This is a genomic window from Paraburkholderia rhynchosiae (genome assembly GCF_002879865.1).
In the GTDB taxonomy this organism is placed as follows: Bacteria; Pseudomonadota; Gammaproteobacteria; order Burkholderiales; family Burkholderiaceae; genus Paraburkholderia; species Paraburkholderia rhynchosiae.
Window position 1 is genome coordinate 88245 of record NZ_PNXY01000003.1, and the last position, 17580, is coordinate 105824.

Annotated in this window: 17 protein-coding genes; 16 read left to right on the plus strand and 1 reads right to left on the minus strand. The window is 64.6% G+C overall.

Features of this window, described 5'->3' with window-relative positions:
• Window positions 1–2: 2 nt before the first annotated feature.
• The 15 genes from C0Z16_RS05100 to C0Z16_RS05170 are packed head-to-tail and all read left to right on the plus strand — an operon-like array spanning window position 3 to window position 15442.
• On the plus strand, window positions 3–254 hold the full coding sequence (locus tag C0Z16_RS05100) for an acyl carrier protein (RefSeq protein WP_020069032.1): 252 nt from the start codon (window positions 3–5) through the stop codon (window positions 252–254).
• Window positions 254–922, plus strand: a complete 669-nt coding sequence (locus C0Z16_RS05105; protein ID WP_102631109.1) for a COG4648 family protein — start codon at window positions 254–256, stop codon at window positions 920–922. The genes C0Z16_RS05100 and C0Z16_RS05105 overlap by 1 nt, the downstream gene beginning before the upstream one ends.
• Window positions 919–2631, plus strand: coding sequence for an AMP-binding protein (locus tag C0Z16_RS05110; protein ID WP_102631110.1), 1713 nt, complete (start codon window positions 919–921; stop codon window positions 2629–2631). Before C0Z16_RS05105 ends, C0Z16_RS05110 begins: the two co-directional genes overlap by 4 nt.
• Entirely contained in the window at window positions 2631–4373 is a 1743-nt protein-coding gene (locus C0Z16_RS05115) for a glycosyltransferase family 2 protein (protein ID WP_102631111.1), read from the plus strand. The genes C0Z16_RS05110 and C0Z16_RS05115 overlap by 1 nt, the downstream gene beginning before the upstream one ends.
• The gene (locus C0Z16_RS05120) at window positions 4360–5973 is read left to right on the plus strand and encodes an HAL/PAL/TAL family ammonia-lyase (RefSeq protein ID WP_102631112.1); all 1614 of its coding nucleotides are present in this window, start codon (window positions 4360–4362) and stop codon (window positions 5971–5973) included. Before C0Z16_RS05115 ends, C0Z16_RS05120 begins: the two co-directional genes overlap by 14 nt.
• Window positions 5970–6404, plus strand: a complete 435-nt coding sequence (locus tag C0Z16_RS05125) for an acyl-CoA thioesterase (protein ID WP_102631113.1) — start codon at window positions 5970–5972, stop codon at window positions 6402–6404. The genes C0Z16_RS05120 and C0Z16_RS05125 overlap by 4 nt, the downstream gene beginning before the upstream one ends.
• On the plus strand, window positions 6395–7135 hold the full coding sequence (locus C0Z16_RS05130; protein WP_102631114.1) for an outer membrane lipoprotein carrier protein LolA: 741 nt from the start codon (window positions 6395–6397) through the stop codon (window positions 7133–7135). The genes C0Z16_RS05125 and C0Z16_RS05130 overlap by 10 nt, the downstream gene beginning before the upstream one ends.
• A complete protein-coding gene (locus C0Z16_RS05135) occupies window positions 7135–9612 on the plus strand; it encodes an MMPL family transporter (protein ID WP_102631115.1) in 2478 nt (825 codons plus the stop codon). Before C0Z16_RS05130 ends, C0Z16_RS05135 begins: the two co-directional genes overlap by 1 nt.
• Complete coding sequence (locus C0Z16_RS05140) at window positions 9609–10793, plus strand: beta-ketoacyl-[acyl-carrier-protein] synthase family protein (protein WP_102631116.1); 1185 nt, start codon at window positions 9609–9611, stop codon at window positions 10791–10793. Before C0Z16_RS05135 ends, C0Z16_RS05140 begins: the two co-directional genes overlap by 4 nt.
• Window positions 10794–10801: 8 nt before the next feature.
• On the plus strand, window positions 10802–11287 hold the full coding sequence (locus C0Z16_RS05145; RefSeq protein WP_102631117.1) for a hotdog family protein: 486 nt from the start codon (window positions 10802–10804) through the stop codon (window positions 11285–11287).
• Window positions 11284–12009 carry a 3-ketoacyl-ACP reductase FabG2 gene (locus C0Z16_RS05150; RefSeq protein ID WP_102631118.1) on the plus strand — a complete coding sequence of 242 codons (726 nt, stop codon included), beginning with the start codon at window positions 11284–11286 and terminating at the stop codon, window positions 12007–12009. The genes C0Z16_RS05145 and C0Z16_RS05150 overlap by 4 nt, the downstream gene beginning before the upstream one ends.
• Window positions 12009–13235 (plus strand): beta-ketoacyl-ACP synthase, encoded by a 1227-nt coding sequence (locus C0Z16_RS05155; RefSeq protein WP_102631119.1) that lies wholly within the window; start codon window positions 12009–12011, stop codon window positions 13233–13235. The genes C0Z16_RS05150 and C0Z16_RS05155 overlap by 1 nt, the downstream gene beginning before the upstream one ends.
• A complete protein-coding gene (locus C0Z16_RS05160; protein WP_102631120.1) occupies window positions 13232–14470 on the plus strand; it encodes a beta-ketoacyl synthase N-terminal-like domain-containing protein in 1239 nt (412 codons plus the stop codon). The genes C0Z16_RS05155 and C0Z16_RS05160 overlap by 4 nt, the downstream gene beginning before the upstream one ends.
• 35 nt (window positions 14471–14505) lie before the next feature.
• The gene (locus tag C0Z16_RS05165; protein ID WP_102631121.1) at window positions 14506–14940 is read left to right on the plus strand and encodes a signal peptidase; all 435 of its coding nucleotides are present in this window, start codon (window positions 14506–14508) and stop codon (window positions 14938–14940) included.
• Window positions 14941–14998: 58 nt separating this feature from the next.
• Window positions 14999–15442, plus strand: a complete 444-nt coding sequence (locus C0Z16_RS05170; protein ID WP_102631122.1) for an excinuclease ABC subunit A — start codon at window positions 14999–15001, stop codon at window positions 15440–15442.
• Between the two features lie 16 nt (window positions 15443–15458).
• Here C0Z16_RS05170 and C0Z16_RS05175 read toward each other — a convergent pair whose 3' ends face one another.
• Window positions 15459–16187: a class I SAM-dependent methyltransferase gene (locus C0Z16_RS05175; RefSeq protein ID WP_102631123.1), complete on the minus strand. Its 729-nt coding sequence runs from the start codon at window positions 16185–16187 to the stop codon at window positions 15459–15461.
• A 120-nt stretch (window positions 16188–16307) separates the two neighbouring features.
• Between C0Z16_RS05175 and C0Z16_RS05180 the strand changes: the two genes are divergently transcribed.
• Window positions 16308–17573: an NAD(P)/FAD-dependent oxidoreductase gene (locus tag C0Z16_RS05180; protein ID WP_102631124.1), complete on the plus strand. Its 1266-nt coding sequence runs from the start codon at window positions 16308–16310 to the stop codon at window positions 17571–17573.
• Window positions 17574–17580 lie beyond the last annotated feature (7 nt).

Here is a 17580-nt window from a genome sequence, read left to right on the forward strand (position 1 = left end):
TCGTGTCCGAGGCAGAGATTCTTGAACGCATCCGCGCGATCTTCAAAGAGAACTTCGCAATCGAGCCCGAGCGCGTGACGCCCGACGCGCATCTGTTCGAAGACCTCGATCTGGACAGCATCGACGCCGTCGATCTCGCGATCAAACTCCAGGAAATGACCGGCCGCCGCATCAAGCCGGAAGAGTTCAAGTCGGTGCGCACGGTCGGCGACGTGATCGGTGCGGTCGAATCGCTGCTGGCGGCCCAAGGCTGATGCCGGCAGTGCGCTCGCGAACGCCGGCGACCGGGACCGGGGCGTCCGCATCCGGCGCTTCGTCCGTCGTTGAGCGCCATTGGGTCAAGACAGTCGTGCAAGTGCTGGTGAAGCTCGCGTATCCGGCGTTGATCCTGTGCGCATGGCGTTGGGACACGCCGCGTTATGTCGGCTGCATGCTGTTCGCGATCCTGTGGTTGCAGCGCTGGGCCGGTAGCGGTCCGGTAGCGACTTCGCTGCGCCGCCTTTCCGCGATCGACTGGACCGTGGTCGGTTTGCTGAGCTGCGCGTCGGCGGCCATCGTGTTCACTAACAGCGAGCTGCTGTTGCGCCTCTATCCGTCGCTCGTGAATCTGGGTCTGCTGATCGCGTTCGGTGCCACGCTCGTGCGCGGGCCGTCGATGATCGAAAAATTCGCGCGGCTCGGCAATTCGAATTTGCCGCCAGGCGCAGTGCGCCACACGCGGCGCGTTACTCGGGTGTGGTGTGGGTTCTTCTTGCTGAACGGCGCGTTTTCCGCCTACACGGCGCTCTATTGGAGCCGCGCGAGCTGGTCGCTCTATAACGGCGCGATTGCTTATGTTCTGATCGGCGTGCTGCTGATCGCCGAAGTCATCTGGCGTTATCTCGTCGTGCTGCCGCGAGCCGCGCGTTCGGAGGCGGCATGATCGCGCTGCACGATCTGTTATTGCCGGTGCATGATGCGCATGTGCTCCATGCTCCGGTATGCCGCGACCGCGGCACAGTGCTCGATCGCGCCGCGTTTCGCGCGCGCGTTTCCGCGCTGCTCGCGCTGGTGCAATCGAAGCCGGCGCAACGCTACGCATTGTGTATCGACGATCCGTTCGACTTCGCCTGCGCGTTATTCGCACTGTTCGCATGCGGCAAGGAGCCGGTGATTCCCGCGAATGCGACGCCCGGCTATCTCGCCGATCTCGCCGACGCCTACGATGTCGTATTGACCGACGCCGCGCTGCCGCCGTATGCACAAGCCGATGCCGCCATGCATGCGCTGAACGCACGCATCGATCCGCAAGCGCCGCTCACGCTCTACACGTCGGGCAGCAGTGGACGTCCGAAGCCGATCCGCAAAACACTCGCACAGTTCAACGCCGAAGTGCACACGCTCGAGAAGCAGTGGGGCCCGCTCGTCGGCAACGCGACCCTGCTCGCGAGCGTGCCGCATCATCACATCTACGGTTTGCTGTTTCGCGTGATGTGGCCGCTTGCGGCTGGCCGCGCATTCGATCGCGAGATCAGCATCGAACCGTTGCATCTGCAAACGCAGCTCGCGCGATGCGGCGCGGCCGTGATCGTGTCGACGCCCGCGCAACTGTCGCGCTGGCCCGCGTTGCCAGGCTTCGCCGCATTGACGCCTGCGCCGCGCGCGTTCTTTTCGTCGGGCGGCCCGCTCGCGCTCGAAGCCGCGCAGGACTATGCCGCGGCTTACGGCGCCGCGCCGCTCGAAATCTACGGCAGCACGGAGACGGGCGGCATTGCGTGGCGCCGCCAGGACCAGACCGATGCATGGCAACCGGTGACCGGCATCGAAGTGCGCCGCGACGAGGACGGCGCGCTGAACGTGCGCTCGCCGCATCTCGACCACGACGGCTGGCATCGCACCGACGACAAAATCGCATTCGACGCGCAAGGCCGCTTCCGTTTGCAAGGCCGTCTCGACCGCGTGATGAAGCTGGACGGCAAACGCGTGTCGCTGCCCGAACTCGAAGCGCGTCTCGCGCTGCATCCCTATGTCGCTCAGGCGGCGATCGTGCCGCTCGAAGGCGGCGCGCGCGAACGCGTCGGCGCAGTGGTGGCGTTGACCGAAGCCGGCAACGAGGCATTGCGCGACGAAGGCCGCGTGCTGCTCGCGAAAGCTTTGCGGCGCCATCTCGCCGATTATTTCGATGTTGTCGTGCTGCCGCGTCATTGGCGCTTTCGGCTCGCGCTGCCGTTCGACGAACGCGGCAAGCTGCCGGTGTCCGCCGTTGCTGCGGCCTTCGAGCCGCGTGCGGAAGGTGTCGAAGTGCTCGCCGAAGCGCGCAGCGCCCGCAGCGGCGGCAGTGGTGAGACGCTGCATTACGAGTTACGCGTGCCGCCCGCGCTCGCGCATTTCGCCGGCCACTTTCCCGGCCTGCCGATTCTGCCAGGCGTGGTGCAGGTCGATTGGGCTATGCGTCTCGCCGCCGAGCAACTGCCGTGCGTGCGCGGCCTTACGTCGATCGATCGTCTGAAGTTCATGGCGCCGGTTTCGCCGGGCGCGGTGCTCAAGCTGACGCTCGCGCACGACGCCGCGCGTCAACGTGTGCAGTTCGCATACCGGTTGGATGAGCGCGAGTGCGCGTCGGGCGTGATCGTCTATCGGGAGGGCGCGTGATGAGCTTCGCTCCGTGCATCGTCATTCCGATCTACAACCACAAGGACGCGATCGGCGCGACCGTCGCGCATCTCGCGGTACATGGCTTGCCGATTTTCGTCGTCGATGACGGCAGTGACGAGGCGACCCAGCAGGTACTCGCCGCGCTCGCACAGCAATACGCGGGACAACTCACGTTGCTGCGCCTGCCGGTCAACGGCGGCAAGGGCGCGGCTGTGATGGCGGGTCTGCGCGCCGCGCGCGACGCCAATTACACGCACGCGTTGCAGATCGACGCCGATGGCCAGCACGACGCGAACGACGTGCCGCGCTTCATCGAAGCGGCGCGCGTCGAACCGGGCGCCGTGATTCTCGGCCGCCCGGTCTACGACGAGAGCGTGCCGAAAGCGCGCCTCTACGGCCGTTATCTGACGCATGTGTGGGTGTGGATCGAGACGCTTTCGTTGACCATTCGCGATTCGATGTGCGGCTTTCGTTTGTATCCGCTCGCGCTGGCTTGCGATCTGATCGACAGCGTGCAACTGCCCACGCGCATGGACTTCGACATCGAAATCCTCGTTCGCCTTTACTGGCGGCGCGCCGCATTTCGCTCGATTGCCACGCGCGTCACTTATGCCAGCGACGGCGTGTCGCATTTCCATGTGCTGTGGGACAACGTGCGCATCAGCCGCAGTCATACGCGGCTCGTGTGCGGCATGCTGCTCCGTCTGCCGATGCTGCTCGCGCACAAGTTCATGCCGCGGCGTGCCGTCCTCGCAGACCCAGATAGTGCACAAAGCGCGCAAAACGGGCCGAACGCCCAGGAATGGTGGCGTATCGCCGAACGCGGCAGTCATCTCGGCATGTCATTGCTCGCGCTCAGTTGCAAGCTGTTCGGCCGCCGCTTCACCGCGCTGTGGCTGCATCCCATCGTCGCGTATTTTCTGCTGACGGGCCGCGCCGCGCGCGAGGCGTCGGGCAATTACTTCAGGCGTCTTCGCGAGGCTGCGCCGCAGGCCGATACGCCTCGCCCTGGCTGGTTGTCCGCGTATCGTCATATGCTGGCGTTCGCGCAATCGGGTTTTGACAAGCTCGCCGCATGGTCAGGGCGCGTCAACAACGGGGACGTCGCGTTCGAAGATCCTTCGGCGTTCGAAGCATTGGTCGCCAGCGGCAAGGGCGCGCTCGTGATCGGCGCGCATCTCGGCAATCTGGAGATGACGCGTGCGCTGGCCGCGCAGGGCGCATATGCGAAAGTGAAGGCGGTCGTCTACACCGAACACGCGCGCCGCTTTAACAGCGTGCTCGCGTCCGCGAATAGCGAGTTCGCGCGGCATCTGCTCGAGGTCAGCGACTTCGGCCCCGAAACCGCGATGATGATGCAGGAGCGCGTCGACGCGGGCGAGTTGCTGGTGATCGTCGGCGACCGCGTGCCCGCGCACGAAACGGGCCGCACTACCGAGGCGCGTTTTCTCGGCGCGAAGGCGCCGTTCGCGCAGGGCCCGTATGTGCTCGCGCATGCGCTCGGCTGTCCCGTCTATCTGTTCTTCTGCCTGAAAGAGCGCGACGGTTATCGTCTTTACTTCGAGCCGTTCGCCGAGCGCATCGAGTTGCCGCGCCGCGAACGCGCGCAGCATCTCGCGGCCTGGGCGCAGCGTTATGCGGTGCGTCTCGAACACTATTGCCGCAAGGCACCTTATCAATGGTTCAACTTCTTCGATTTCTGGGCCAGCCCCAAGCGAGGCGCGAATGGCCGAACATGATCTGATCGACACGCCGGATGCCGGCGAACATGCGGCATCGAACGACAGCACGAGCACGTCCGCGGTCGTGATCGGCGGGCGCAAGCTGAGCATCGAGGAAGTCGTCGCGATTGCACAGCATCGCGCGCCGGTCGCGCTGAACGCAGACCCCGCGTGGCGCGCTCGCATCCAACGCGGCGCGGACTTTCTGCGCCGGCATCTCGCGGCGGGCGCGACGGTCTACGGCGTCAACACCGGTTACGGCGACGCCTGCGTGGTCGACGTGCCGATGGAACTCGTCGAAGCCTTGCCGCTGCAACTCACGCGTTATCACGGCTGCGGCATGGGCCACTATCTCAACGACGCGCAGACGCTCGCGGTCATCGCAGCACGTCTGAACTCGCTCGCGTATGGTTTTTCCGGCGTGCGCCCGGTGTTGCTCGAACGCCTCGCCGACCTGGTCAATCACCGCGTGTTGCCGCGCATTCCCGCCGAGGGTTCGGTTGGTGCAAGTGGCGATCTGACGCCGCTCTCGTATGTCGCGGCGGCACTCGCGGGCGAACGCGACGTCATGTTCGAGGGACGTCTGTGCGACGTTCGGGACGTGTGGAGCGAACTCGGACAAACCCCGCTCACGCTCGCGCCGAAAGAAGGCCTGGCGCTGATGAACGGCACGGCGGTCATGACCGGCCTCGCTTGCCTTGCGTTTGCTCGTGCCGATCATCTGACGCGGCTCACCGCACGCCTGACCGCGCTCTGCACCGTCGCGCTCGACGGCCGCGCCGCGCATTTCGACGCGACGCTTTTCGAAGTGAAGCCGCACGCCGGCCAGGCCGAAGCAGCCGCATGGATTCGCGACGATCTGAAAGGACGCGACGATACGCCAGGCCACCGCTTGCAGGACCGCTATTCGATTCGCTGCGCGCCGCATGTGATCGGCGTCGTGCGCGATGCGCTGAGCTGGGTGCGCCGCGACATCGAAAACGAATTGAACAGCGCGAACGACAACCCGCTGATCGACCCGGACAACGAGCGTGTACTGCACGGCGGCAACTTCTACGGCGGGCATATTGCGTTCGCGATGGACTCGCTGAAGGTCGCCGTGGCCAATCTCGCCGATCTGATGGACCGGCAACTGGCGCTGCTCGTCGACGTCAATTTCAACAATGGCTTGCCGCGCAATCTCACTGGCGCCGCGCCCGCGCGCGCCGCGATCAATCATGGCTTCAAGGCCGTGCAGATTTCGTCGTCCGCGTGGACGGCTGAAGCGCTGAAGAACACCATGCCAGCAAGCGTGTTCTCGCGCTCGACCGAGGCTCACAATCAGGACAAGGTCAGCATGGGCACCATCGCCGCGCGCGACTGTTTGCGCGTGCTGGAGTTGACCGAACAGGTGGCCGCCGCGCATACGCTGGCCACCGTGCAGGCGGCGCGGCTGCGCTTGAGAATCGACAACTCGACGCCGGTTCCCGCGCCGTTGCAGACGTTCATGGAAAGCGTGAGCGCGCAATCGCCTTTCGTCGACGAAGATCGCGCGCTCGAGCATGACTTGCGCGCACTGACCGCGCGCATCGCCGCCTGCGAGTTGCTGCAAGACTATCGCGGAGGGCCGCAAGCATGAGCACGAGCGGAGTCCGTCAAGTGCTGAGCGTGAGTGCGACGGTCGAAGTGCCGTTCCACGATGTCGACGCGATGAACGTGTGCTGGCACGGTCATTATCTGAAGTACTTCGAGATCGGGCGTGCGGCGCTGTTGCGCGCATTCGATTACGACTACCGCGAAATGCAGGCGTCGGGTTATCTGTGGCCGATCGTCGAGGCGCACCTGAAGTACGTTCGCCCGGCCACATATGGTCAGAAGCTCGACGTGCGCACGCAACTGCTCGAACACGAAAATCGCTTGAAAATAGGCTACGAAATCGTCGATTGCGCATCGGGCACGCGGCTTACGAAGGGCTACACGATCCAGGTCGCGGTGGATGCCGCCACCCAGGAGTTGCAGTTCGTGTCGCCGCCGGTTGTCTTCGAGAAACTGGAGCGGGTATGGGAGTGATGAACTCGGGTGCGCGTCTGTCGAGCGTGCTGTGTGCATTTGCGGTCGCGACCGCGCTGAACGTCGCGGCAGGGCCGGCGTGCGCGGCATCCACAATGGCAACGACCCAACCGGCGCAAACATCACAGTCAGCGCAAACAAAAAAAGCAGCAGAAGCAGGACCAACAGACGGCAACCCCGCGCTCGTCTCGCAGATCGCGTCGCACTTGGCCCAGGCCAAAGGCATCCGCGCGCAATTCACGCAAACGCAGACGCTCGCCGCGATGAAGCAGCCGCTCGTCAGCACCGGTTCCTTGCTGTTCTTGCGTGAGCGCGGCGTGATCTGGCACATCGACACGCCGTACAAAGCCACTTACGTCATCACCGATGCGGGCGTCGCCGAAGTCAACGCGAACGGTCAGCGTGTCACGGCGCACAGCGCGCAAGGCACGCGCGGCGTCGCGCAAGTCTCGAAGATGATGCGCGCGATGCTCGGCGGCGATCTGTCCGCGCTGTATTCACAATTCGACGTGCAGGCCGAAGGCAGCGCCGCGCATTGGCGCATGCAACTCACACCGAACCAGCCGCAGATCGCGCAGTCGATCAAAGGCTTGCAGATGAACGGCGGCGATTATCTGCAGAGCTTGCGCATCGCGCTCGCCAACGGCGATACGACGCAACTCGAGTTCAGCAAAAGCGAGGCGGTGAGCGAACCGGCCGCGGCCGAACGCAGCCTGCTCGGGGCGCCCTGATGGATCTGCTGCAACACAGGTCCGCGAAAAAGACGTGGGGCATGCGCGCCGCGTGGCTGCTGCTCGCGCTCGTCGCATCGCTGTATTGCGGCTGGCGCTTCGCGGGACCGTCTCCGTTGCAGACGAATCTGCTCGCGCTGCTGCCCGCGACAGAAGCGGACCCGGTCGCCGAAAAAGCAGTTGACACGCTCGCGAGCGCTCTAGGGGACCGCACGGTCTTTCTCGTCACCAGTCAAGACGATGCACACGCGAAAGCGGCGGCGAAGCAGCTCGGCGCGTCGCTGCGAAAGAGCGGCGCGTTCGCTTCGGTGACGGCAGAGTTGCCGCCGTTCGATCTGTCGCAGATCGCGGCGCTCTATATGCCGTATCGCTTCGGCTTGCTGACGCCGGCTGACCGCGCTGCCATTGCGGACAGTAAGGCGTCGGATTCTGCGTTGCATGACGCGCTCGCTCAGCGCATCTACAGCCCGTTGCGCGGCGGACTCACCACATCGCTCTCCGACGATCCATTCGGCTGGCTCGAACATTGGCTCGGCAACCTGCCGCTTGCGACATCGAATCTCGAACTCGAAGACGGACTTCTCGTATCGCATCAAGATGGACATCAGGGCAACGCGACAAGCGTACTGATCGTCGCGACCTTGCCAGGCTCCGCATACGAAACGAAGACGCAGCGAGCGGTCCTCGCGGCGCTCGCTCAAGGCGAAAGCGCGTTGAAGCAGGCATTCCCCGACGTGTCGGTGGCGCGAACCGGCGCCGTGTTTTACGCGGAATCGGCGCGCAGCGCATCAGAACGTGAAGTGCATCTGATCGGCGTCGCCTCGCTCGTCGGCATCGCGCTGTTGATGATGTGGGTGTTCCGTTCGCCGCGTCTGCTATTGCTCGGATTCGTCTCGACGGCGCTCGGCATTGTTTGCGCGCTCGCCGTCACGCTGCTCGTATTCGGCAAGCTGCATCTGCTGACGCTCGTGTTCGGCGCGAGTCTGATCGGGGAAGCGGTCGATTATTCGATTCAGTACTTCGTTGTCTATCTCGGCGCCGGGCGCGATTGGGATGCACGGCGCGGCGCGCGTGCGGTGCGTCCCGCGTTGACGGTCGCGCTCGCCACGAGCCTGCTCGGCTACGCGATCCTTACGTGGGTGCCTTTCCCCGCGCTCAAGCAGATCGCATGTTTTGCGATGGCGGGCATCGTGACGGCGTTCGCCTCGGTGATGTGGCTGTTGCCCGCGTTGCTGCCACACGCGCCCAGGCGCAGCCCGCGGCGACTCTTCGAGCGCGCGGCGCGTTTGCTGAGCGCATGGCATCGCGCGATCGGCGGCAAGCGTGCGTGGTTCGTCGCGGCGCTGTTGCTGATAGCCGCGATTCCCGGCTGGTTGCGTCTCACGAGCGACGACGATATTCATCTGCTGATCCAGCGCGATCCGTCGCTCGTCGCGCAAGAGGACAAGGTGCGCGAGGCGGTCGGCGTGGATAACAGCGCGCAGTTTTTTGTCGTGCGCGGCGAGACGCCCGAGGTGGTGTTGCAGCGTGCCGAAGCGCTGGGCGCAAAGCTCGACGCGCTGAACGGCACGCCGAATAAGGTGGGCGGTTATCAATCGACCGCGCAATTCGTGCCGTCTGCGAAGCAGCAGAATGAAGACCGCGCATTGCTTGCGCATCATGTGTTCAACGATTCGGCGGCATTGCGCAGCACGCTGCTGCAAGCGGGCTTCAAGGACGAAGTCGCCGACGCGTGGCTCGCCGCGCAAGCCAAACCGCAGCCGCTCCTCACCGTCGATCAATGGCTCGCCGCGCCGTGGTCGCAACCGTACCGGCATCTGTGGCTCGGCCAGGTCGATGCAGCGACGAAAGCCTATGCCGCCGTCGTGATTCCGCAAGGCGTGACGCCGCGCAACGAACCCGCACTGATCGCGACTGCGCGCGCATTGCCCGGCGTTATTTTCGTCGACAAGGCCGCGAGCGTCTCCAAGCTGTTCGGCGCGTATCGCGTGGATAGCGGCTGGTGGCTCGGCGGCGCGCTGACACTCGTGCTCGCGTTGTTGATAGCGCGATACGCTGCGCAGCAAGCGCCCTTGGGCGATGCTGCAAAGAAAGAGCCCTTGCAATACCGCGTGCGAGGCGGCATCGCCGTCACCTTGCCCGTGCTGCTCGCCGTGGGCGTCACGCTCGCGGTATTCGGCTACGCACGCGTGCCGCTCAATCTGTTCAACTGGCTCGCGCTGATGCTGGTGCTCGGCGTCGGCGCCAACTATGCCGTGTTTCTGCGTGAAGGGTGCCTCCGCGCGGACGCGGATCTCGGCGCGGTGTGGACGGGCGTGCTGCTGTCGGCGGCCACCACGCTGTTGTCGTTCGGCATGCTCGGTATGAGCGCGATGCCCGCGCTGAAGAGTTTTGGCGCCACGCTCGCGCTCGGCATCGCCGTGTCGGTGCTGCTCGCGCCGATCGGCATGCCATCGAAATCCAGGAGGGTCGCATGAAAGCCCCATCAGTTTATTTGCACGCGCTCGGTATGATCAACGCGCTCGGCGGCGACCTCGAAAGCATCGTGCCGGCGCTCGCCGCCAGCAACTCGCGAGGCATGGTGACCGTGCATACGGGTATCGGCGACGCGTTTGTCGGTAGCGTATTGGCGCCGCTCGATCGCGCGCCGTCTGCCGATCTCGCGCGTTACGACTGCCGCAATAACCGCCTGCTGCTGGCCGCGCTCGCGCAGATCGCGCCTGCCGTCGATGCGGCGCGCGAACGTTACGGCGCGCATCGGATCGGCGTGGTGCTCGGCACCAGCACGTCGGGCATCGAAGCAGCGGAAGCCGCGTTCGTCTATCAGGCGCAAGCGGGCGACCTGCCCGCCAACTTCAACTACCGGCAGATGGAGATCGGCACGGCGGCACCGTTTGCGGCGGCCGCACTCGGCTTGCACGGCCCCGCGTTCACGATCTCGACGGCGTGCACGTCGAGCGCGAAAGCGTTCGCGTCGGCGCGTCGTCTGCTGCAATTGCAACTGTGCGATGCGGTGGTCGTGGGCGGTGTCGATTCATTATGCGAGCTGACCGTGCAAGGCTTTGCTTCGCTCGAGTCGACCAGCGGCGTGCGCACCAATCCGATGAGCCGCAATCGTTGCGGCATCAACGTCGGCGAAGGCGCGGCTGTGTTTCTGATGAGCCGCGACGAAGCCGCAGTGCGCCTTGCAGGCGTCGGCGAATCGAGCGACGCGCATCATATTTCGTCGCCGGACCCGCAAGGCGTGGGCGGCGAAGTGGCGTTGCGCGACGCGATCGCGGATGCGGGCATCGCGCCGTCATCGATTGCTTACGTGAATCTGCATGCCACCGCCACGCGCAAGAACGACGAGATGGAAGCGAGCCTGATGTCGCGCGTGTTTCCTGACGGCGTGGCGACGAGCGGCACGAAACCGTTGACGGGTCATCAACTGGGTGCGGCGGGCGCGACTGAGCTCGGCTTCGCGTGGCTCACGCTCGCGCGCGACGATGTTGCGCTGCCACGTCATGTGTGGGACGGCGAGGCGGACCCCGCGCTGCCCGCGCTCGATCTCGTCGAAAGTGAACGGTTTCTGCCGCGCGCTGCTGGCACGCAATACGTGATGAGCAATTCGTTTGCATTCGGCGGCAGCAACGTCAGTCTGATTCTTGCCCGGTGAGGCACGCGATGAGTTCAACGCGAAGCATCGAAGAACTGCTGCAGCAACCTATCGAAGCAATCATCCCGCATCGCGGCACCATGCTGCTGATCGACGCGGTCAACACGTTCAGCGAACAAGCGCTGAGCGCGCGCGCCACCGTGCGTGCCGACGCGTGGTACGCCAACGCCGACGGCGCGATGCCCGCGTGGATCGGCATTGAACTGATGGCGCAGGCCATCGCCGCGCACGTCGCGATGCTGGCCATGCGTGGTGGCGGTCGTGCGCGTCCTGGCGTGCTGCTCGGCTCGCGCAGCTACAAGGCGTTGCAGCCGTCGTTCGCGGGCGGCGCGCAATTGCTGATCCATGCAACGGAATTGCTGCGCAGCGAGGAAGGCCACGGCGCATACGAATGCACGATTCACCATGGTGACGTGTGTTGTGCGGAGGCGGTCATCAAGGTTTTTCAACCGCCCGATTTTCAGTCATTCATTGAAGGGAGTGTCAGTTCATGAGCCGGCGTGTTCTCGTTACCGGCGCAAGCCGCGGCATTGGCCGCGCGATTGCGTACAAGTTGGCCGCCGACGGCTTCGCGGTATCCGTGCATTGCCGCACCGGACGCGCCGAAGCCGAAGCGGTCGCGACGGGCATCGCCGCGCAAGGCGGCACGGCGCGGGTGTTGCAATTCGACGTGCGCGAGCGCGCCGTATGCCGCGAGGTGCTCGAAGTGGATGTCGCGGCCAACGGTCCGTATTACGGCATTGTGTGCAGCGCCGGCGTGACGCGCGACGCCGCATTCCCCGCGCTCACAGACGAAGACTGGGACATCGTGATCGAAACGGGTCTCGACTCTTTCTATAACGTGGTGCATCCGCTGACCATGCCGATGGTGCGTGCGCGCAAGGGCGGGCGCATCGTGACTATTGCGTCAGTGTCCGGCGTGATGGGCAATCGCGGCCAGGTGAACTACAGCGCGGCGAAAGCCGGCCTCATCGGCGCGACCAAGGCGCTCGCCGTCGAACTGGCGACGCGCAACATCACTGTCAATTGCGTGGCGCCCGGTTTGATCGAAACCGGCATGCTCGAAGAGATGCCGCTCGAACAGGCATTGAAGACGGTGCCCATGAACCGCGTCGGCCAGCCTGCCGAAGTGGCGTCCGTGGTCAGCTTCCTGATGTCGGATGCGGCCTCGTATGTCACGCGCCAGGTGATCGGCGTCAACGGCGGGATGGTGTGATGAAGCGAGTCGTCATTACCGGCATGGGCGGGGTCACCGCCCTCGGCGATAGCTGGGACGCCATCGAAGCGCGCCTGAAAAGCGGCGTGAACGCGGTGCGGCGCATGTCCGAGTGGGACTACTTCGAATCGCTGCATACGCGGCTCGCGTGTCCGCTGCCTGAGTTCGTCGCGCCCGCGCACTATCCGCGCAAGAAGACGCGCTCGATGGGGCCCGTGTCGATGTATTCGGTACGCGCAAGCGAACTGGCGCTCGCCGACGCGGGCCTCGCCGATGACGCCAGCATCAAGGACGGCTGCATGGGCGTCGCGTACGGATCGTCGTCGGGTTCGGTGCAGCCGATCCGCGCGTTCGGCACGATGCTAGAAACCGGCTCGATGAGCGACGTCACGTCTAACAGCTACGTGCAGATGATGCCGCACACGGCGGCCGTCAACGTCAGCCTGTTCTGGGATTTGAAAGGGCGAATCATTCCGACCTCGTGCGCGTGCGCCTCGGGCAGCCAGGCGATCGGCTACGCGTATGAAGCGATCCAGACCGGCAAGCAGACGTTGATGCTGGCAGGCGGCGCGGAAGAACTGTCCGGCCCGGCGGTCGCCGTGTTCGACACGCTCTATGCGACGAGCACGCGCAACGACGAGCCGCATCTGACGCCGCGTCCATTCGATGCCGCGCGCGACGGCCTGGTGGTCGGCGAAGGCGCGGCCACGCTGGTGCTCGAAGAATACGAACATGCGGTGGCGCGCGGCGCACGCATTCACGCGGAGATTGTCGGCTTCGGCTGCAATTCGGACGGCGCGCATATGACGCAGCCCACAGCCGAAACGATGGCGCTCGCGATGCAGCTCGCGTTGAACGACGCGCAGCTTCCGCCCGAAGCGATCGAATACGTGAACGCGCATGGCACCTCGACGGACCGCGGCGATATCGCGGAGAGCCACGCGACCGCGCAGACGTTCGGCGCGCGCATGCCGATCAGTTCGCTGAAGAGCTACGTGGGCCATACGCTCGGCGCGTGCGGCGCCCTCGAAGCGTGGTGGACCATCGAGATGATGAAGCGCAACTGGTACGCGCCCACCTTGAATCTGCATGACGTGGACCCGGCTTGCGCGCCGCTCGATTACATCGTCGGCTCCGGACGCGAGATCGACGCTGAACTGGTGATGAGCAACAACTTCGCGTTCGGCGGGATCAATACGTCGCTGATTTTCAGGCGCGTTCGGTGAGCGTGGCGTTGCAACGCGTGGTCGTCACCGGCATGGGCATCGTGTCGTGCCTCGGCAATACGCTCGACGAAGTGTCGGCCGCGTTGCGCGCGGGTACATCGCGCATCGAGCGGATCGACGCATGGCGTGAGCGCGGTTTCGCGTCGCAAGTCGCGGGCGTTGCTTCCGTCGCGAACGAGGCGCCGTTCGAGCGCAAGCTGGAGCGCTTCATGGGCGATACCGCACGCTTCGCTTGCCATGCCGCGCGCAAGGCAATCGACGATGCCGGGCTCGATGCCGTCACGTTGCGCTCGCCGCGCGTGGGCACGGTGATCGGCTCGGGCGTCGGCACGATGTCGAGTTACGACGCGGCAATGACCATTGCGAATATGCGCGGCGTCGATAAAGTGCCGCCTTATACGGTGCCGCATGCAATGAGCAGCACCGCTTCGGCGAACGTGGCGCAGGTGTTCGCGCTCGAAGGCGTCAGCTATTCGCCGTCGTCGGCATGCACGACCTCGGCGCTCGCGATCGGCCAGGCGATGCAACTGATTCAGACCGGCCGCCAGCAGATCGTGCTGGCCGGCGGCAGCGAATCGTTGCACGACAACATGACGCTGATGTTCGACGCGATGGGCGCGTTATCGCGCCGCTTCAACGACACGCCGCAGCGCGCTTCGCGTCCTTACGACACGGAGCGTGACGGTTTCGTGATCGCGTCGGGCGGCGGCGTGCTCGTGCTCGAAGCACTGGACCACGCGTTGGCGCGCGGCGCACGCATCCATGCGGAGCTGACGGGTTTCGGCGATTGCACCGACACCGGCATGGTCACGCCGCGCGCGGCAGGCATCGCGCGGGCCATGCGTGGCGCGCTGGACGAAGCGGGCAGGCGCCCCGATTACATCAATACGCATGCGCCTTCCACGCCGCTTGGCGACGTCGAGGAACTGCGCGCGTTGACGCAAGTGTTCGGGGTTGGAACGGAGCAAAGCATGCCGGCGTTTTCGTCGACGAAGGGCATGACCGGGCATCCGCTCGGCGCATGTGGCGTGCACGAAGCGATCTACACGTTGCTGATGATGCGCGACGGGTTCATCGCGGGCACGGCGGGCATAGAAACAACGGAGCCGGAGATCGACGGCATGCCGCTCGTTCGTGAGACGCGCGAGGCACGCATCGACACGGCGATGTCGGTCTCATTCGGCTTTGGCGGAAGTTGCGCGAGTTTGATGTTCGAAGCGTGGCAGGGCGGCTGAAACGGCCGCGATTTTAAAAAACGAGGGCAACAAGAATGAAAAGAACGTTGGTACTGGGCACATTGACGATCGCCGCGGCGATGCTGACGGGCTGCGCGACGCAGGTGAAGTCGCTGCCGCTCGCGGCCGTGGGTGGCGGTGCGGGCAGTGAAGCGCGCGGTGGCGTGCCGGTGTATTTCGGCCAGCAGAACCATCCGGCGGTGAAGAGCCAACTGGGCGACGTGTCGTACTCGGTGCGTATCGCGCGCAAGGTCGCGGGCGCCGACGACGCATGCCGCGAGGCGCTTGCCGAAGCGATCGGCAAGCTGCGCGCGGCGGCAAGCGCGCGCAGCGCGAATGCGGTGATCGATGTGACGACGCGCTTTCATAGCAGCGAAAGCAATTCGTCCGGCGACTTCACGTGCGGCGTGAGTCCGAGCGCCGCCGCGATTGCGATCAGCGGCAAGCTGGTCGTGCTCGAAGCGAACTGAGTTGCAAGGCAGTGGATATGGAAATCGTAAAACTAATAACAACCACGAAGGAGCATCAATGAAACGTCATCTGATGTTTGTCACACTCGCTGTCTCGTTTGCGGTACTGAGCGCCGCGCCGGCTTTTGCCCGCGACTCGGTGAGCAACTATCCGATCAGCGAAGCGTTGCAAAGCGAGCCGGGCAAAGTCGGCGACGATATCGCGCTGTATTTCGCGGGCCAGCGGCATCCGGCCGTCGCGAAGACGATCGGCGAATTCGCGACGAACAAGAAGACCAATGCATTCGGCAAGAGCGATGCAGCGGCATGCCAGCATGTGTTCCTGTCGGCGGTGATCGAGTTACAGGACCGCGCGCGCAAGGAAGGCGGCAACGCGGTGATCAACATCAGGAGCAACTACAAGAACGAAGTGCGCGAGAGCGCGACCGAGTTCACCTGTGGCGCGGGCGCTGTGATTGCCGGCGTCGCGCTGAAGGGCGATGTGGTCACGCTGCGCAAGTAACGCGATCTAAGCCAACTTAGGCGGCCTTCACCGCCGCGACATTGACGAGCGTCTCGCGGCGCTTGCCGGGTTGCGGACGGTAAAGGCCGAGCCGTTCGAGCAGACCGAAGTCTTTTGCGCGGCTCCACCAGAGATACGGCAGCGAGACGTTGCGTTCGGTGAAACTGAAGCCGGCGCGGCGAATCATGTCGAGATAGCCGTCCGCGCTTTTTTGCACATGCATCGGATGGCGAAACAGCAGCCGGATCACCCACGACTTGATGTACGCGTCGGTGGATTCGGCGAACAGCAGCACGCCGCCAGGCTTCAACACGCGGCGGAACTCGGCGAGCGCGCGGTCCTGCTCGACGAGATGATGGAAAGTCTGATGGCAGAACACAATGTCGGCGCTTGCATCGGGCAGCGGCAGCGCCGCGCAATCGCCGTGCAACAGCTCGATGTCGGCAAGCCGGTCGCGACACGCAGCGGCCGCGTGGGCCGCGAGTTTGAGCGACAGCTCGTGATAGTCGATGCCGACAATGCGGCGCGGCTTGAACGCATCGGCGAGCAGGCGAAACGAAATGCCTTGTCCGCAGCCCACATCGACGATAACGGGCGCTGCGGGCAACGGCGTATCGAGCAGGCGTTTGAGGTCGTTGATCGCGACCCGCAACACATGATGTTCCCACGTGTGAGTGCGCAGGAACCAGATCCCAAATGCCGTTTCCGGCACGAAAGGCACGTTGGATGTTTGAGACGGCGACACGCTGGGCTCCCCGGCGAAATGGTTATTGCTGTTAGAGATGCAATGTAACAAGACGTAAGGATGCAGCGTAATGCTGCGCCGGGCAAGCAAACGATTGAGGCACACTTGAGTACACATGACATGAAGCACACGACGGAGCACACCGCGGTCGACGTCGCGATCATCGGCGCGGGTCCGGCCGGCGCGGTTGCGGCCGCGTTGCTGCGCAAGGCGGGCCGTTCGGTGCTCGTGCTGGAGCGCCAGCACTTTCCGCGCTTTTCGATTGGCGAGAGCCTGTTGCCGCAAAGCATGGCTTACCTCGAAGAAGCGGGCATGCTGCAAGCGGTGGTCGAAGCGGGCTTCCAGTACAAGAACGGCGCGCAGTTCGTGTATCGCGGCCAGTCGTCGTCATTCGATTTTCGCGACAAGCATTCGGCGGGATGGGGCACGACCTATCAGGTCGAGCGCGCTGCGTTCGACGACATCCTGATTCGCTGCGCGGCGGAGCAGGGTGCGGGCGTACGCTTCGGGCATACCGTACAGGCTGTTCATACCGGCACAGGCACGGGCGACGGCACGGACACTGCGCCGCGCGTCGACGTGATGGACGAGGCCGGTCATGCATATCAGGTTCAAGCGCGCTTCATCTTCGATGCAAGCGGTTTTGGCCGTATGCTGCCGCGTTTGCTGAACCTCGAGGCGCCCACGCGCATGCCGACGCGCGCCGCGCTCTTCTCACATGTGTACGACGGTCTGCCGGCGGGCGCGCACGACCGCAACAAGATCTGCGTGGCAACGCATCCCGAGCGCCGCGACGTGTGGTTCTGGATGATTCCGCTTGCGGGCGGCCGCTCGTCGGTGGGTTGCGTCGCGGAGTCGAGTTTTCTCGACGTGCCCGAAACGGAGCGCGAGGCGAAGCTGCGTGCGCTGATCCAGAAAGAGCCGACCTTTAACCGGCTGATCGGCGACGCGCCGTTCATGATGCCGGTGCGTCACATCGGCGGTTATTCGGCGAACGTCGAGCGTTTGCACGGACCCGGTTATGCGCTGCTCGGCAACGCGGGCGAGTTCCTCGATCCGGTGTTCTCGTCGGGCGTCACGATCGCGCTGCGCTCGGCGCATCTGGCGGTGCAGACCTTGAACCGTCAACTGGATGGCGAGCAGGTCGACTGGTCCGCGGATTACGACGTGCCCTTGCGCAAAGGCATCGACACGTTCCGCGCGTTTGTCGAGCGCTGGTACACGGGCGCGTTGCAGGACATCATTTTCTATCCGGACCAGACGCCGTCGATCCGCCGCATGATCAGCGCCGTGCTCGCGGGCTATGCATGGGACGAATCGAACCCGTATGTGGCCGACCCGGTGCGCAGGCTCAATGCATTGCATGAGGTGTGCACGCAGCGTTAAAGACGCT

What these genes read in the sequence shown, in the direction of transcription:
- C0Z16_RS05105 (WP_102631109.1), top strand. Translation starts at nt 254, where the DNA reads ATGCCGGCAGTGCGCTCGCGAACGCCGGCGACCGGGACCGGGGCGTCC.
- C0Z16_RS05110 (WP_102631110.1), top strand. Translation starts at nt 919, where the DNA reads ATGATCGCGCTGCACGATCTGTTATTGCCGGTGCATGATGCGCATGTG.
- C0Z16_RS05115 (WP_102631111.1), top strand. Translation starts at nt 2,631, where the DNA reads ATGAGCTTCGCTCCGTGCATCGTCATTCCGATCTACAACCACAAGGAC.
- C0Z16_RS05120 (WP_102631112.1), top strand. Translation starts at nt 4,360, where the DNA reads ATGGCCGAACATGATCTGATCGACACGCCGGATGCCGGCGAACATGCG.
- C0Z16_RS05125 (WP_102631113.1), top strand. Translation starts at nt 5,970, where the DNA reads ATGAGCACGAGCGGAGTCCGTCAAGTGCTGAGCGTGAGTGCGACGGTC.
- C0Z16_RS05130 (WP_102631114.1), top strand. Translation starts at nt 6,395, where the DNA reads ATGGGAGTGATGAACTCGGGTGCGCGTCTGTCGAGCGTGCTGTGTGCA.
- C0Z16_RS05135 (WP_102631115.1), top strand. Translation starts at nt 7,135, where the DNA reads ATGGATCTGCTGCAACACAGGTCCGCGAAAAAGACGTGGGGCATGCGC.
- C0Z16_RS05140 (WP_102631116.1), top strand. Translation starts at nt 9,609, where the DNA reads ATGAAAGCCCCATCAGTTTATTTGCACGCGCTCGGTATGATCAACGCG.
- C0Z16_RS05145 (WP_102631117.1), top strand. Translation starts at nt 10,802, where the DNA reads ATGAGTTCAACGCGAAGCATCGAAGAACTGCTGCAGCAACCTATCGAA.
- C0Z16_RS05150 (WP_102631118.1), top strand. Translation starts at nt 11,284, where the DNA reads ATGAGCCGGCGTGTTCTCGTTACCGGCGCAAGCCGCGGCATTGGCCGC.
- C0Z16_RS05155 (WP_102631119.1), top strand. Translation starts at nt 12,009, where the DNA reads ATGAAGCGAGTCGTCATTACCGGCATGGGCGGGGTCACCGCCCTCGGC.
- C0Z16_RS05165 (WP_102631121.1), top strand. Translation starts at nt 14,506, where the DNA reads ATGAAAAGAACGTTGGTACTGGGCACATTGACGATCGCCGCGGCGATG.
- C0Z16_RS05170 (WP_102631122.1), top strand. Translation starts at nt 14,999, where the DNA reads ATGAAACGTCATCTGATGTTTGTCACACTCGCTGTCTCGTTTGCGGTA.
- C0Z16_RS05180 (WP_102631124.1), top strand. Translation starts at nt 16,308, where the DNA reads ATGAAGCACACGACGGAGCACACCGCGGTCGACGTCGCGATCATCGGC.